General features: G+C 66.7%; 13 protein-coding genes. 3 read left to right on the top strand and 10 right to left on the bottom strand.

Annotation, left to right across the window (positions count from 1 at the left end; translation table 11 throughout):
* Nucleotides 1-4 precede the first annotated feature (4 nt).
* From DFR39_RS07055 to DFR39_RS07075, 5 genes are all read right to left on the bottom strand, one after another.
* Nucleotides 5-697, bottom strand: coding sequence for an ABC transporter permease (locus DFR39_RS07055; protein WP_133602824.1), 693 nt, complete (start codon nucleotides 695-697; stop codon nucleotides 5-7).
* A gap of 171 nt (nucleotides 698-868) precedes the next feature.
* Nucleotides 869-1,654, bottom strand: coding sequence for an ABC transporter substrate-binding protein (locus tag DFR39_RS07060; RefSeq protein WP_133602825.1), 786 nt, complete (start codon nucleotides 1,652-1,654; stop codon nucleotides 869-871).
* A 64-nt stretch (nucleotides 1,655-1,718) separates the two neighbouring features.
* Nucleotides 1,719-2,690, bottom strand: a complete 972-nt coding sequence (locus DFR39_RS07065) for an alpha/beta fold hydrolase (RefSeq protein WP_133602826.1) — start codon at nucleotides 2,688-2,690, stop codon at nucleotides 1,719-1,721.
* A gap of 29 nt (nucleotides 2,691-2,719) precedes the next feature.
* Nucleotides 2,720-3,511 carry a sulfurtransferase gene (locus DFR39_RS07070; protein WP_133602827.1) on the bottom strand — a complete coding sequence of 264 codons (792 nt, stop codon included), beginning with the start codon at nucleotides 3,509-3,511 and terminating at the stop codon, nucleotides 2,720-2,722.
* Nucleotides 3,512-3,587: 76 nt separating this feature from the next.
* On the bottom strand, nucleotides 3,588-4,505 hold the full coding sequence (locus DFR39_RS07075; protein ID WP_133602828.1) for a peptidylprolyl isomerase: 918 nt from the start codon (nucleotides 4,503-4,505) through the stop codon (nucleotides 3,588-3,590).
* A 74-nt stretch (nucleotides 4,506-4,579) separates the two neighbouring features.
* Between DFR39_RS07075 and dnaE the strand changes: the two genes are divergently transcribed.
* Both dnaE and DFR39_RS07085 read left to right on the top strand, forming a co-directional pair.
* Complete coding sequence (dnaE, locus tag DFR39_RS07080; RefSeq protein WP_133602829.1) at nucleotides 4,580-8,149, top strand: DNA polymerase III subunit alpha; 3,570 nt, start codon at nucleotides 4,580-4,582, stop codon at nucleotides 8,147-8,149.
* 106 nt (nucleotides 8,150-8,255) lie between these two features.
* Nucleotides 8,256-9,545: a patatin-like phospholipase family protein gene (locus DFR39_RS07085; protein ID WP_133602830.1), complete on the top strand. Its 1,290-nt coding sequence runs from the start codon at nucleotides 8,256-8,258 to the stop codon at nucleotides 9,543-9,545.
* Between the two features lie 19 nt (nucleotides 9,546-9,564).
* Here the strand turns inward: DFR39_RS07085 and DFR39_RS07090 are convergent, their stop codons facing one another.
* Both DFR39_RS07090 and DFR39_RS07095 read right to left on the bottom strand, forming a co-directional pair.
* Nucleotides 9,565-9,870, bottom strand: coding sequence for a ComEA family DNA-binding protein (locus DFR39_RS07090; RefSeq protein ID WP_162849451.1), 306 nt, complete (start codon nucleotides 9,868-9,870; stop codon nucleotides 9,565-9,567).
* A 48-nt stretch (nucleotides 9,871-9,918) separates the two neighbouring features.
* Nucleotides 9,919-11,658, bottom strand: coding sequence for an ABC transporter ATP-binding protein (locus tag DFR39_RS07095; RefSeq protein ID WP_246030726.1), 1,740 nt, complete (start codon nucleotides 11,656-11,658; stop codon nucleotides 9,919-9,921).
* A gap of 142 nt (nucleotides 11,659-11,800) precedes the next feature.
* On the opposite strand from DFR39_RS07095, the gene DFR39_RS07100 reads away from it, so the two are divergent.
* A complete protein-coding gene (locus DFR39_RS07100) occupies nucleotides 11,801-12,907 on the top strand; it encodes a glycosyltransferase (protein ID WP_246030727.1) in 1,107 nt (368 codons plus the stop codon).
* Between the two features lie 13 nt (nucleotides 12,908-12,920).
* Here the strand turns inward: DFR39_RS07100 and DFR39_RS07105 are convergent, their stop codons facing one another.
* From DFR39_RS07105 to DFR39_RS07115, 3 genes are read right to left on the bottom strand one after another with little or no spacing between them, the layout of a single operon-like run.
* Nucleotides 12,921-13,742 (bottom strand): hypothetical protein, encoded by an 822-nt coding sequence (locus DFR39_RS07105; RefSeq protein WP_133602834.1) that lies wholly within the window; start codon nucleotides 13,740-13,742, stop codon nucleotides 12,921-12,923.
* The gene (locus DFR39_RS07110) at nucleotides 13,739-14,470 is read right to left on the bottom strand and encodes a glycosyltransferase family 25 protein (protein ID WP_133602835.1); all 732 of its coding nucleotides are present in this window, start codon (nucleotides 14,468-14,470) and stop codon (nucleotides 13,739-13,741) included. Before DFR39_RS07110 ends, DFR39_RS07105 begins: the two co-directional genes overlap by 4 nt.
* A gap of 22 nt (nucleotides 14,471-14,492) precedes the next feature.
* On the bottom strand, nucleotides 14,493-15,206 hold the full coding sequence (locus DFR39_RS07115) for a rhamnan synthesis F family protein (RefSeq protein WP_133602836.1): 714 nt from the start codon (nucleotides 15,204-15,206) through the stop codon (nucleotides 14,493-14,495).
* Nucleotide 15,207 lies beyond the last annotated feature (1 nt).

Consider the following 15,207-nt stretch of genomic DNA (forward strand, 5'->3'; position numbering starts at 1 on the left):
GGCCTCAGAGCTTGCCTTGGCGCTGGCCGACGGACAGGCGCTTTTGCAGGCGGTCGAATACCAGTTCCGAGACCGTGGTGAAGGCCAGATAGATCAGGGCCACGGCGCTGTAGAACACAAAGGGCTCCCGGGTGCTGCCGGCGGCCTGCGAGCCGCGCGTCATCAGATCATGCAGACCGATCACCGAGACGATGGCGGTGCTCTTGATCAGCACCAGCCAGTTGTTGGACAGACCCGGCAGGGCGTGGCGGAACATCTGCGGGAAGCTGATGCGCACAAGGACCTGCCAGGGGCTCATGCCATAAGCCAGGCCGGCTTCGCGCTGACCCGGCGGCACGGCCAGGAAGGCGCCCCGGAAGGCCTCGGTGAGGTAGGCCCCGAAGATGAAGCCGATGGTGATGACGCCGGCCACATACGGGTCGATGTCGATGTAGTCCTCATGCCCCAGGCTCAGGGCGATATGGTTCACCGCCACCTGGCCGCCGAAGAAGATCAGCAGCATCAGCACCAGATCGGGCACGCCGCGGATCACGGTGGTGTAGACATAGGCTAGGCCCTGCGCCCAGCGCCAGCGCGAGAGCTTGGCCATGGCGCCTGCCAGGCCCAGCACCATGGCCAGGGCCAGCGAGGCCAGGGCCACGCTCAGTGTGATGGCCGCACCTTCAAGCAGGCTGGGCAGAAATCCGTGTAGAAACATGAGTGCTCAATCAGCGGCGCCGCGCTTGATGGAGCGCTGGGCCTGGCCCGCGCGCATCATCCGGCAACCGCCTGAGAGGGGCTGTGCCGGACACAAACAGCCCTGAGGGCTGTTTGTGCCTGCACGGCGCCGGAGCCTCTGGCTCCGGCCGGCAAAGCCGGTAGGAGGGGATTACTTAGGCGAAATGTCGTACTCGAAGTACTTGTCGTTGAGCTTCTTGAACGTGCCATTGGCCCTGAGGGCCGCGATGGCGTCGTTGAACTTCTTGCCCAAGACCTTCTCGTCGGCCTTGCGCATGCCCACGCCGGAACCCACGCCAAAGTACTTGACGTCGGTGAAGGTGGGGCCGGCGAAGGCGAAGCCCTTGCCGGCGGGCGTCTTCAGGAAGCCCATATCGATGGCCACCATATCGGCCACGGTGGCGTCGATGCGGCCGGACTTGAGGTCCAGAAAGGCCTGGTCCTGGGTGGCGTAGCGCACGATCTCGCTCTGCTTGAAGACCTCGGCGGCGAACTTCTCGTGGATGGTGGCGCGCTGCACACCGATCTTCTTGCCCTTCATGCCCGCGGGGGACACATCCAGCTTGGCATCGACCTTGGCGGCGAAGCGGGCGGGGGTGTTGTAGTAGGGGTTGGAAAAGGCGATGGCCTTCTTGCGCTCGTCGGTGATGGACACCGAGGCGATGATGGCGTCGACCTTGCGCGCCTGCAGGGCGGGGATCAGGCCGTCAAAGTCCTGCTGCACCAGGGTGCACTCGGCCTTCATTTCGGCGCACAGGGCGTTGGCGTAGTCGATCTCGAAGCCCTTGAGCTTGCCGTCCGGCCCCACTTCGGAGAAGGGGGGGTAGGCGCCTTCCACGCCGATGCGAATCTTCTTCCAGTCCGGGGCCTGAGCCTGGGCCGCGGAAATGGCGCCCAAGGCCAGGGCGGCCAGGGCAATCAGGGAACGTCGTTGCATGGGAAGCATCTCCTGAGGGTTGGGTGCAAATGGCAGTGTTGCATGCGCCGGGGCGAGCCGGGCATCAGGGTTTGAGCGTATGCAAGAAGTCGGCCACCGCCGCCAGGCTGGCCGGGCCGTCTTCTTCCTGGGGCAGATGTCCCAGTTGGTTCAAGGGTATCAGGCGGCTGCCCGGTATGGCCTGGGCCAGGGTCTGGCCGTCCTCGATGGGCAGCAGGCGATCGCGGGCACCCCAGAGAATCAGGGTGGGGACACGCAGGGCGCTCAGCGGCGCCAAATCCAGGGGGCTACGGCGCTGATCCAGAAAGTCCACCAGGGCGCTGCGATTGCCTTCGCGCAGGCTGAGCTCGAAATAGCGCTCCACCGTGGCCGGGTGCAGACGTGCCGGCTGTCCATAGACCTCGCGCAGCGCCTGCTCGATCAACCGGCGCGGCAGCAGCCCCTCGGCCAGCCAGCCCGCGCCCGGCAATCGGGCCAGGGTAAAGACCAGGGGAGCGGCTTCGGGGCGGAACTCCCGCGCACCGGCGTTGAGCAGCACCAGGCCGGCCACACGCTCGGGTTGCTGCAAGCCGAGCTGCCAGGCCAGCTGAGCGCCCAGGCCCTGGCCGACCAGGATGACCCGGCCCAGGTCCAGGCGCTGCAGCAGCTGCGTCAGCAGCTCGAGATAGGCTGCATCGCCGTAGTTGCCGCTGGCGGCGGGACCGCTCAGTCCGAAGCCGGGCAGATCCAGGCGAACGACGCGTCGGCCCTGTGCGCTCAGGGCCGTGGCCCAGGCGTCCCAGCTGTGCAGACTGGAGGCGCTGCCGTGCAGCATCAGCAGGGGCAGGGGATCGCTGCGCGGGCCCTCGTCGCGGTAGTGCAGCAGCTGGGGGCCGAGCTCCATGAAGTCGGAGGGCGGCGGCGCCCAGCGTTCCACCAGGCTCTCCAGGCTGCGCTGCGGTGCACGAAAGGCCGCACTGAGCAGGGCCAAGCCCAGCAACAGCACGCCGGCCAGGCGCAGCAGCCAGGCGGCAGGGCTCAGGGATTCGGAGGCCATGATGGGTGGGGAACGGCGTGCCGTCGGATTCAGCGCGCCCGGTGGGCCTCGCTGGCCGGGCGCTGCACATCGGTGGACGGGCTCAGGCCCGCGTCCAGGGCCTCACGCTGGTCAAAGACGAAGCAGCTGCCCTGGTAGTGCTTGCCGCCCACCTCCTCGAAGTATTTGAGGATGCCGCCTTCGAGCTGGTAGATGGGCGTGTCGCTCAGGCCTTGCTCCTGCAGAAAGAGCGCGGCCTTCTCGCAGCGTATGCCGCCGGTGCAGAAGCTCACCACGGTCTTGCCCTGCAGGGCCTCCCGGTGGCGCTGAACGGCCTCGGGGAACTCGCTGAACTTGCTGATGCGCCAGTCCAGGGCCTGCTCGAAGCTGCCGTAGTCCACCTCGAAGGCGTTGCGGGTGTCCAGGGTCACGACCGGGCGACCTTCATCGTCATGGCCCTGATCCAGCCAGCGCGCCAGGGTGGCCGCGGGCAGGGCGGGCGCGCGCTCGGCGCGGTCCGGCCTGATGGTCGGGTGGTTCATGCGGATGATCTCGGGCTTGACCTTGACCAGCAGCTTGCGAAAGGGCACGGTCTCGGACCAGCTCTCCTTGGGCGCCAGATCGGCAAAGCGCTCGTCATGGCGCAGCGCCTCCACCCAGCCACGTACCGCCTCGGGGGCGCCCGCCAGGAAGAGATTGATGCCTTCCTCGGCCAGCAGCACCGTGCCACGCAGCGCCAGCTGGCTGGCGCGCTCGTGCAGGGTGTCGCGCAGCGCGGCGCAGTCGGGCAGCCCTACGAACTTGTAGGCCGAGATATTGAGAACGGGGGCGGGATACAGCATGGCGAGGGCCTGGATTGTAGGCACAGTGCGTCAGCCGCCCCGGTCGAGCGCCCATCGCCCCCTGGCGAGGGCGGGTTCAGGGGGCCGGACGGCTGGGCACACCGGCGCTGCAGACCTCGATATGAGCCGGGCTGTGCACAAACCAGCCGCTGCGGTGACGGCGCGCGTCCAGCAGCTCGAGCCAAGTCTTGCTGTCGGTGCGAAGCAGCTGCAGGCGAGGGCGCTCGGCATCGGGCATGTCCGCCAGCAGGCGCACGCGCTGGATGGGGCTGCGCTGCTCGGCCTGCACGTAGAAGCCCATGGCCCCGCCGCCGCGCGGCAGGCTGGCCAGCAGTTCCATGCCCTTGATCACGCGCCCCACCAGGGTGATATTGAGATCCAGACCCCGCGGGGCATGACCGATCACGGTGTACAGCGAGCTGCCGGTGCTGGAGTCGGGCGCATTGCCGCGGCCCGCACCCACCATGCCGTAGCAATGCGTCAGCCAGGCCTTGTCGGCCTCGGGCTGGGCGGCCACGGGGAAACCATCCACAAAGCCGCTCACCGGCGCCCAGCCATCCACATCGGGCAGGCGGCTGATGGGCAGATCCTTGTAGGCGATGGAGAACTCGGCCGGCAGCCTAGCCTGTGCCTCACCCAGGGGCCGGGCCTTGTCCGGCTTGTCGGCATCGGGATCGCCCCACTGGGTGACGAAGTTGTCCTGGACCCGGACGACGGCCAGGCCGTCGTAGTAGCCGGCGCGTGCCAGGCTGCGGATATTGGCCACATGGCGGGGCGCGAAGCGCGGCGCCAGCTCGATCAGCACCTGGCCGGGGCCGCGCGCGGTCTGCAACTCCATCAGCAAGGTGTCACGGGGATCCGGGCTGCGCCAGTCGCTGGCGGGCGACTGGGCCAGGATGTCGGCAGCGCTGCGGGCGGGCTTGGCGGCCGGCGCCTGAGCTTGCACGGTGGCGCCCAGGCTCAGCAGGGCGGCGCCCAGCAGCTTGATAACCATGGCGGGGAGCGGGGGGCAGGTCTTGCTCATGGGGGCGGAGCATAGCCGTCGGCCCCCCTCCTTACAATCGATAGATGGCATTTGTTCACCTGCGTACCCATACCGAGTTTTCCGTCGTTGACGGCACCCTGCGCGTCGACGATGCGGCCAAGGCGGCCGCCAAGGACGGGCAGGTGGCCCTGGGGCTGGCCGATCTGGCCAATCTGTTCGGGGGCGTCAAGTTCTACAACGCCTGCCGCAAGAACGGCGTGAAGCCGGTGCTGGGCGCGGACTGCTGGATCGAGCCCGAGGCCTCGGACCGGCCGGCCACCCGGGTGCTGCTGCTGGTGCAGGACAGCCAGGGCTATCTGAACCTGAGCGAGTTGCTCTCGCGGGCCTGGATCCAGAATGTGCAGCGCAACCAGGCTTGCCTCAAATGGGAGTGGATGCAAGAGCTGCACGAGGGCCTGATCTGCCTCTCGGGCGCGCAGTTCGGTGGTCTGGGGCAGGCCCTGCTGGCCGGTGACAAGGCCCGCGCTATGGACTGGGCACGCCGCCTGGCGGCGCTGTATCCGGGGCGCTTCTACATCGAGCTGCAGCGCGCCGGCCTGCCCGGCCAGGAGGCTCTGGTGCGGGCCAGCGTGCCCCTGGCGGCCGAGCTGCAGCTGCCAGTGGTGGCCACCCACCCCATCCAGTTCCTCGCCGAGGAAGACTATGACGCCCATGAGGCGCGGGTCTGCATTGCCGATGGCGAGACCCTGGCCAATCCCAAGCGCATCAAGCGCTTCCTGCCGGGCCAGTATTTCAAGACGCAGGCCGAGATGGAGGTGCTGTTCGCCGACATCCCGAGTGCGATTGCCAACACGGTGGAGATCGCACGGCGCTGCAGCCTGAGCCTGGTGCTGGGCAAGCCCCAGCTGCCCAACTTCCCCACGCCGCTGCTGGAAGATGGCACGCCCATGCCCATGGCGCAGTACTTCCGCCAGCTCTCCTTCGAGGGGCTGGAGGAGCGCCTGCAACTGCTCTTCCCCGATCCCGCCAAGCGCGAGGCCGAGCGGCCGCGCTATGTGGAGCGCCTGGAATTCGAGCTGGACACCATCATCAAGATGGGCTTTCCGGGCTACTTCCTGATCGTGGGTGACTTCATCCGTTGGGCCAAGATGAACGGCTGCCCCGTGGGGCCGGGCCGGGGCTCGGGTGCCGGTTCGCTCGTGGCCTATGTGCTCCTGATCACGGACCTGGACCCGCTGCAGTACAACCTGCTGTTCGAGCGCTTCCTGAACCCGGAGCGGGTGTCCATGCCTGACTTCGACATCGACTTCTGCCAGGGCAACCGCGACCGCGTCATCGACTACGTCAAGGACAAGTACGGCCGCCCCGCGGTGAGCCAGATCGCCACCTTTGGCACCATGGCGGCCAAGGGCGCGCTGCGCGATATCGGCCGGGTGCTGGGCATGGGCTTTGGCCATGTGGACTCGATTGCCAAGCTGGTGCCGGCGCCCCCGGGCAAGACCGTGACCCTGGCCAAGCTGCCGCCGGACTTCGATCCGGAGAAGGCCAAGATGGTCTATGCGCGCCATGAGTCGCCCGAGATCGAGGAGCGCGAGCGCGAGGACGAGGAAGTGGCCGGCCTGCTGGAGCTGGCCGCGCGCGTGGAGGGCACGGTGCGCTCCATCGGCATGCATGCCGGTGGCGTGCTGATCGCGCCGGGCAAGATCACCGACTTCTGCCCCCAGTACCAGCAGCCGGGCTCCACCAGCGCGGTGAGCCAGTACGACAAGGACGACGTCGAGGCCATCGGCCTGGTGAAGTTCGACTTCCTGGGCCTGGCCACCCTGACCATCCTGGAGCTGGCCAAGGACTTCATCGTCGCGCGCTATCCGGAGCACAAGGACTTCGCCTTCGAGAAGATCCCGCTGGACGACAAGAAGACCTACAAGCTCTTCTCGGACGGCCTGACCGAGTCGGTGTTCCAGTTCGAATCCAGCGGCATGCAGAAGATGCTCAAGGACGCGAAGCCCTCGCGCCTGGAGGACCTGATTGCCCTGAACGCGCTGTACCGCCCGGGCCCCATGGACCTGATTCCCACCTTCGTGGCGCGCAAGCACGGCAAGGAGGTGGTGGAGTATCCGCATCCGCTGACCGAGCCGGTGCTGGCCGAGACCTACGGCATCATGGTCTACCAGGAGCAGGTGATGCAGACGGCCCAGGTGCTGGGCGGCTACAGCCTCGGCGGCGCCGACATGCTGCGCCGGGCCATGGGCAAGAAGAAGGCCGAAGAGATGGCCATGCACCGCGAGATGTTCCGCAAGGGCGCCGCGGAGAAGGGCATCGACCAGAACAAGGCCGACGAGGTCTTCGACCTGATGGAGAAGTTCGCGGGCTACGGCTTCAACAAGTCGCACGCCGCCGCCTACTCCCTGCTGGCCTATCACACGGCCTGGCTCAAGGTGCATTTCACGGCGGAGTTCTTCGCCGCGAACATGACCATCGAGTCGGACGACACCGACAAGCTCAAGGTCCTGCTCAACGATGCCAAGCTCTTCGGCATCGAGTTCGAGCCGCCCAATATCAATCTGGGCGTGCACCGCTTCGAGCCCCTGGGGCCCAAGAAGGTCAACTACAGCCTGGGCGCCGTCAAGGGCACGGGCGTGGGTGCCATCCAGGCCATCGTGGCGGCGCGCAAGGAGGGCGGGCCCTTCAAGAGCTTCTTCGACTTCTGCGTGAGGGTGGACCGCAAGCAGGTGAACAAGCGCGTAGTGGAGGCCCTGATCAAGGCCGGGGCCTTCGATGTGCTGGAGCCCGACCGCGCCCGCCTGCTGGCCAGCGTGGGCCTGGGCTACACCTATGCCGAAAACCTGCAGGCCAATGCCAACCAGGGCGGCCTGTTCGACTTCGACGACAGCACCCACGGCTCCTCCACCGCCGAGCCGCCCTTGGTGGAGGTGGAGCCCTGGAGCATCAAGGAAAAGCTCAGCCACGAGAAGACCGCCATCGGCTACTACCTCAGCGGCCATCTCTTCGACCAGAACGGCGAGGAGGTGCGGCGTGTGGTCAAGCGCCGTATCGCCGAGCTGCAGGACAGCCGCGATCCGGTGATGGTGGCCGGCATTGTCAGCGATATGCGAGTGATCAACGGCAACCGCGGCAGGGTGGCCATCTTCAAGCTGGACGACAAGAGCGATGCCATCGAGGCCGTGGTCAACGAGGAATTGCTCAATGCCAACAAGGAACTGCTGGCCGAAGACGAGCTGATCATCGCCTCGGGCAAGGTGCAGAATGACCGCTTCTCGGGCGGCCTGCGCATGAATATCCAGCAGGTCTGGAGCCTGGCGGCGGCGCGGGCGCGCTTTGGCCGCTATGTCTATGTGCCGGTGCGGCGGGAGCTGCCGCCCCTGGCCGAGCTGCTGCGCCAATGGCCCGCTAAGCGGGTTGAGGGCGAACAGGGCAGCCTGGTCCAGGGCCTGAAGGTGCGCACCCATCACTTCCTGGCTCAGGGCCAGGTCCAGCTGGATCTGGGCGAGGACAGTCGCTTCTGGCCCTGCGAGGAGGCCCTGCAGCTGCTGCAGCGCTTCGCGCCACCGCCGGCGGCGCCCGCCGGCACTGCGGGCGCACCGGCCCAGCCGGCGGCTACCCTGCCCGGCGCCCAGATCATTTACGACTGAAGCCGGGCCCGCGGGAGTGCGCTGGCCTGTCGCGCGGCCGCGACTGGCCAGTGCATGCACCCCTGTTCATGGCTTGCAGCCGGGGCAGTGGACGTAAGCTGCGGGTGTGCAGCTTGTTCCGCCTTCCAACAATGCCACGCCACCGGCCACCGGTCTGATCCTGACCGGTGGTGGCGCACGCGCGGCCTACCAGGTGGGCGTGCTGGCGGCCCTGGCCCAGCTGCGCCGCGATGCCGGCATGGGGGGCAGCGGGGCGCCCAATCCCTTTCCCATCATTGCCGGCACCTCGGCCGGTGCCATCAATGCGGCCACCCTGGCGAGCTATGCCGACGACTTCGATGCGGCGGTCGATGGCCTCATGCACATCTGGCAGAACATCCATGTGGATCAGGTGTATGCGGCGGACTCCCTGGGCGTGATCCGTACAGGCGCGCGCTGGATGACCATGATGAGCCTGGGCTGGGCCTTGGCGCGCTGGCGCCGCAGCCGCCCGCGCAGCCTGTTGGACAACGCGCCCCTGCGCGAGTTGCTGGCGCGCTGGACCCGGCTGGAGCGGCTGGACGAAATGCTGGCGCGCGGCCATCTGCGAGCCCTGGCCATCAGCGGCTCCAGCTACACCAGTGGGCAGCACGTCACCTTCTACCAGACGCGTGAACCCATCGAGCCCTGGCTGCGCTCACAGCGGCTGGCGGTGCGGACCGAACTCACCCTGTCCCATCTGATGGCCTCCTCGGCCATTCCCTTCATCTTTCCGGCCGAGGAAATCGAGCTGGGCGGACAGAAGGAGTGGTTTGGGGATGGCTCCATGCGGCAGAGCGCCCCGATCTCGCCCGCGGTGCATCTGGGTGCGCAGCGTGTGCTGGTCATCGGTGCGGGCCGCATGCACGAGCCGACGGGCTCGCGACCGGTGGTGAATACCGGGCATCCCAGCATGGCGCAGATCGCAGGTCATGCGCTGTCCAATATCTTCCTGGATGCGCTGGCGGTGGATGTGGAGCGCATGCAGCGCATCAACCACACCCTGTCCCTGCTCTCACCCGAGGCGCGGCGCAACACGAGCCTGCGTCCGGTGGACGTGCTGGTGATCGCGCCCAGCCGACGCCTGGACGATATGGCCGCCGAGCACCAGGGCAGCCTGCCGCCACCCATACGGGCCATGCTGCGCGGCGTGGGCGTGAATGGTGAGGGCAGGCAGGCCAGCGGCTCGGCCCTCACCAGCTATCTGCTCTTCGAGCCGTCCTACACCGGCGAGCTGATCATGCTGGGCATGACCGACACGCTCGCACGCCGCGCCGAGGTGCAGCAGTTCTTTGGCTGGCCCACCCGGGCGCCCAGCGTGGACCCGGCCATGATGCGCAAGCGTCGCGCCGGTTTTGCCCAGGCCGCGAAGGCCTGAGGCGAGCCGCCGACGGGGCTCAGCGTTCCTGGGGCGCTGGCGCCTCGTAGGCCTGGCCATTGATCCGCAGCCCGGCGCCGGAGAGCCGGCGGGACAGGCTCGGGCCCAGGCCGCGCACGCGGCGCAGCAGGTCCGGCCAGTCATTGAAGGGCGCGCGGGCGCGCTCGGCGAGCAGGCGCTCGGCCAGTTGCGGGCCGATGCCGGGCAGGGATTCGAGTTCGGCCCGGTCGGCCTGGTTGAGTTCCAGCAGCGGGCTTTGGGCCTGGGCGCCCAGGGGCAGGAGCAGCAGGCCCAGGGGCAGCAGGGCCAGGGGTAGTCGAGCCAAGTACAGGCAACGGCGGCGCGTCTGCGAAGCCGCGCGCGCCGTCATGCTTCAGTCCCCCACCTGGGCCTGGACCATGGTGGCGTAGGCGCCGCCGCGTGCCAGCAGCTCGGCATGGCTGCCGGACTCCAATACCCGGCCCTGGGCCAGCACATGGATGGCATCGGCCGCACGCACGGTGGAGAGTCGGTGGGCAATCAGGATCAGGGTCTTCTTGCCTTGCCATTGCTCCAGCGCTTGCTGAACCGCGCGCTCGCTCTCGGTATCCAGGGCCGAGGTGGCCTCGTCAAAGACCCAGATGGGGGCTTCCTTGTAGAGGGCCCGGGCGATGGCCAGGCGCTGGCGCTGGCCGCCGCTGAGCTTGCTGCCATTGGCGCCGACGATGGTGTCCAGACCTTGGGGCAGGCTTTGCACGAAGTCCCAGAGATGGGCGGCGCGCAGCACCTGTTCCAGGCGTGCCGGGTCCTTGTCCTGCGCATAGGCGACGTTGTCGGCGATCGAGCTGTCGAATAGCACGATGTCCTGCGACACGACCGCGAACTGACGGCGCAGATCGGCCTTGCGGACACCGGCCACGTCCTGACCGTCAAGCAGGATGTGGCCGGCATCGGGTGGGGCAAAGCCCAGCAAGAGATGGATGACCGAGCTCTTGCCGGCACCCGAGGCGCCGATCAGGGCGGTGGTCTTGCCGGCCGGAATATGCAGACTCAGGCCGTCCAGGGCGGGCTTGTCGGCCCCGGGGTATTGCAGGCGAATGTCCTTCAATGCCAGTTCGCCCTTGACGGGCGTCTTCAGACCGCTTTGTCCGGTGTCCGGCTCGGCAGGCAGCTGGAAGAGGCTGAAGCAGGCACGTGCGATCACCAGGCCGTTGACGATGGGTTGCGAGAGCTCGGAGAGGTGACGCAGGCGCGAGCTGAGTAGCAGCAGGCCCGTGATGAAGGCCGCAAACTCACCCACGCCGGTGTTGTGCTGGCGAGCTTGGTAGAGGGCGATGGTGATGATCAGGGACAGACCGATGGCCGCCACCAGCTGCGACAAGGGCTGGATGGTCGCATTGGTCGCGGAGTTCTTGAGGGCTTGCTGCTGGGCATCCTTGCTCAGGCGCGCGAACTGCTCCTGTTCGTGGGGGGCTGCGTCGAAGCTGCGCACCACGCGCCAGGCGCGCACCAGATCGTCAACCTTTGCGGCCAGGCGCATCTGTGCGTCATAACTCAGCGCGCCGATGCGCTGCACTCGCTGGTTGATGCGCTTCATCACGAAGGCCATCAGGGGCAGGGTAACGAGGGACAGCAGGGTCAGCTGCCAATTCAGATACAGCAGATAGCCCAGGGTCGCGATGGTGGGTAGACCATCCCTTAGAACCGTGATGGACGCGCTCGCGAGCAAGGTCATGAACTGATGGGGATCGTTCACGATCTTGCTGACGGCGTTACCTGCCGGCAGGCTGGTGTAGACCGAGGCATCGGCCTTGAGCAGGGCCGCTGCCAGGGCCCGGCGCAAATCCATCACCGTGTGCCAGGTGGTCCAGCTCAGCAGGTATGAGCCCAGAAAGCCGAATATGCCCCGCACGATGTAGAGACCGATCAGCACCACAGGCACCCACCAGATGGCGAAGGCATCGGGCTGGAAGCCCTCACCAAACACCGTCTTGATCAGATGCGGGATCAGCGGCTCGGTGATGGCGGCACCCAGGTAGGCCAGAAAGGTGAATACCGCCCCCCAGCGATAGGGGCGGACATAGCGCAGCACTTGGCGCGCGGTGGTTTTCAGATCCGGCTGGGGCTCGCTCACGGTCGGGGCTCGGTACAGGGCTGCTAGGCCCGAGATTGTCGCCGCGTTTGGGCGGCTGGCCCTGGGTGCCCAGCCGATACACTTTCGCATGTCCAAAACTAGCAGGGCGCCGGGAGGCGCAGATCCGCGGCCTGATGGCGCCGTGGTCCCGACTCGACGTGTGCTGCACTTCGTCACCGGTGGTTTTTCGGGAGCCACCCAGGTCGCGGTCGATCTGTGTCGTGCCGCCCAGGCCCAGGGGCGCACGGAGGTCACGCTGGCCTTGCGCCGCAAGTCGAACACCGATGCCGCGCGGGTAGAGGCCATCCGTGCCCAGGGGATTGCGGTGGAGGTGTTGCCGGGCTGGGCGCATCTGGCCACCATCTTCGCGCTGTGGCGGCTGTGCCGTCGCTGGAAGCCGCAGGCGCTGGTGGCACATGGCTTTCCCGAGCACCTGCTGGGGCGCTGGGCAGGACTGTGGGCGGGCGTGCCGCGCCTGCTGCAGGTTGAGCACAACACCCGCGAACGCTATACGCCGTGGCGGCGCTGGCAGGCGCGTCGCCTGGCGGCGCATACCGAGTGCATGATCGGCGTTTCCGAGGGCGTCCGGCGCAGCTTGTTGCAGCTGGGCATGCCAGCGGAGCGCACCCTGGCCATCCCGAATGGCATCCAGCTGGAACGTTTCTCGCCCAAGGCCTTGTTGCCCATGGCCGAGCGCATACCGCAAATCGTCATGGTGGCGCGCTTTGCCCGTCAGAAGGACCCACAGACTTTGCTACAGGCCCTGGCTCTGCTGCGCGATCGTGGCTTGAGCCCTTCGCTCAAGTTCGCGGGCAGTGGCAGCCGCTCCCATCTGCAAGCGGCCCAGCGTGCCGTGCGGGCGCTGGGTCTGGATCAACAGGTCGAATTCCTGGGGCAGTATCCCGAGGTGCCTGCGCTGCTGATGCGCAGCCGCGTGTTTGTGCTGTCCACGCGCTGGGAGGGCATGCCGCTGGCATTGGTCGAGGCCATGGCGGCGGGTTGCGCCTGTGTGGCCACGGCGGCGCCCGGTGTGGAAGGGGTGCTGGAGGATGAACGTACGGGGCTGCTGGTGCCCCCGGGCGATGCCCAAGCCCTGGCCCAGGCATTGTGGAGGCTGTTCACGGACACGGCTCTGGCCGAGCGCCTGGGCCATGCCGCCCGGCAGCAGGCCGAGCAGGAGCATGGGGTCGCCCTCATGCTCGAGCGCTACGAGGCCGTGGTTCAGCGGGGGCTTGCCGAGCGGCCCTGAGCGTCGCCGCGTCTCAGGTGCTTTGCTCCAGCCAGCGCCGCAGGGGCCGGCCCAGTCCATAAGCCAGCTGCTGCCAGCGTGTGCGCGCATGTCTTTGGACAAAGATGCGCTGGTACCAAGCACTGTCCAGCAGTTCAGGTTTGTGCCGGGCAATCAGATCGAGGCACAAGGCCTTCATGGCCGCGCTTTCCTCGCCGGCCGTACGGCCGTTGCGGTAGGTCTTCTGTCCGCTGGTGACCGGGCGTCGGTGGCTGGCCATCACGGCGTCGAGCAGGGCCGTGCGTGACCAGCCGCCAATCTGCTGCAGGGTGGGCATCAGATACTTGTCGATGCCCCAGGAGGAGATGTTGCCGGCGTAATGCGCGCGACCGGCCAGGAAGAGCTCCCCGCGGTAGAAGGGCATCATGACCTCGATCCAGTCCACCGGGCGGTAGAAGCGACCCGGCTGGCGCAGGGTCCAGCGATGGGTGTAGACGCTGTCGTGGCTGAGCACGGGCGAGAAGCTGTCCAGGCCTTCGCAACGCCCCAGGTGCAAGGCGCGGTTGATGTCACTCACGCTCAGCAGCACATCGTCATCGATCAGGCTCACGTACTCGGGGCAGCGACCCTGTGCGGCCAGGTAGTCCGCCAGTGCCTGGTAGATCTCCCCCTTGCACTCGGTCCGGGCCGACAGCACGGTGCAGGCCTGATCACGCAGCAGAGACTCGCCCGCAGGCTGGCGGCCCGTGTAGTCGAACAGCAGCCAGTCGAACTCTGCGGCGGCGTCCAGATGGATCATGGCCAGGGGCGTTGACGTGCCGTCCCAGGACACAAGCACTAAAGGCTTCTTGCTCATCGACGATGCCAGTAGTTCAAAAGGGTGTAGCTGGCCTTGCGGCGGAACTTGCGCCAGCTCATGGCCAGCGTGTCCGGCGCCTTGGCTCCGATGGAGCTTTGCTCGCTGGTTTCGTCCAGTGCAATTGCGGCAGGGCTGACGCCTCGAATACAGAGACCGGTTTCCCACCAGTAGCGCAAGTCAACGTCGATGGGACGGCCAAAGGGGATGCGGCCCTGCAACAGCTTGGCAGCACCGCTGCGGCTGATCACGTAGCCGGCTGTGAGACTGGGTACCCGCTTGTAGGACACCAGCTGAAACTCCGGGCACAGGGGCTGTGCGCTGGCTTGATTGCCCGACGCGCGCTTGGCGTCAAGATTCCCGATCAGCTTGATCATGTCCCAGTTGCGCGGCAGCGATCCGATGGCGGTGATCACCGCGGCGAACTGCGGCTCAAGTCGGACATCGTCCTCAAGCACAACGAGCGCTTCGTGCGGAGAATCGAGCAGGCCCTGCCAAGCCTGCAGATGGCTGGCATAGCAGCCTTTCTCACCATTGCTCAGCGTCTTGTGGAACTGTTGTTGGTTGAGCTCTTCGCTATACAGCCGTGTTTGCTCGCCGTGCCTCAGGGCGGTCCAAAGCACGGCCTCAAGCCTATCGGCGTGTATCCCCAGCCGGGAGAACTCCGACTGCATCCGCCGATGTCGTTCGGTGTCCCTTTGCAAGTTGATGTAGACCAGGGGCAACATGGAGCGCGTGGTATGGATTCGGTCAGCGACCTGGTTTCAGAAGGAGCGCCCGCGTGCGCAGTCGCATTTGCAGCAGCAGGTGACGTGCCTTGCGTAGTTTGCGCAGCTTCAGGAAGGGCAGGCGCTTGCGCATCAGGAGATAGGGGTGCTTGAGCGCCGGGTTGAGACTGTCATGTGCGGTGTGGAAGGCAGCAAGACTGAAGCCGCATGTCTGTAGGTAGTCGCTGAAGCCGAGTTCGTGATGGTCAATCGTTGACTGCCGGTCTGCGTAGGGCTTGAGCGTTTCCCAGAAATGCAGAAATGCCTCGGAGCGGAATACACGCGGCTTGAAATGAAAGAAGTAGCTTTGGAGATGAGGCTTGGGCTCGCGACTGAGCGTAGCCCCTACGACGTCGGCACCGTGCGACATGCAGCCGTCCAGAAACTCGCTCAGACTGAAGAATGGCCCGTGCACGCTGCTGTTGAGCAACACCAAGCTCTGGAGTTTATTCAGGGCCGCCCGCCTATCCAGCAAAGCACTTCGCCACGCATAGAAGTCGTAGCCGATATTGGGAACCAGCTGTAGCTCACAACCGAGCTGGGCGAGTCGAGCAAGCGCGGCCTGGTCGCGCACCTCGGAGGTGCTGGCCACAACGACTTCATAACCCAGCGCCCTGAAGTGCTTCAGGGTGTGGAAGACATAGCCGTCGATCGAGGCCCTGGCGCTGTAGTGCGCGTAAAGAAGTAGCTTGTCCATG

Origin of the sequence: Roseateles asaccharophilus, from assembly GCF_004362405.1 — a bacterium.
In the GTDB taxonomy this organism is placed as follows: Bacteria; Pseudomonadota; Gammaproteobacteria; order Burkholderiales; family Burkholderiaceae_C; genus Kinneretia; species Kinneretia asaccharophila.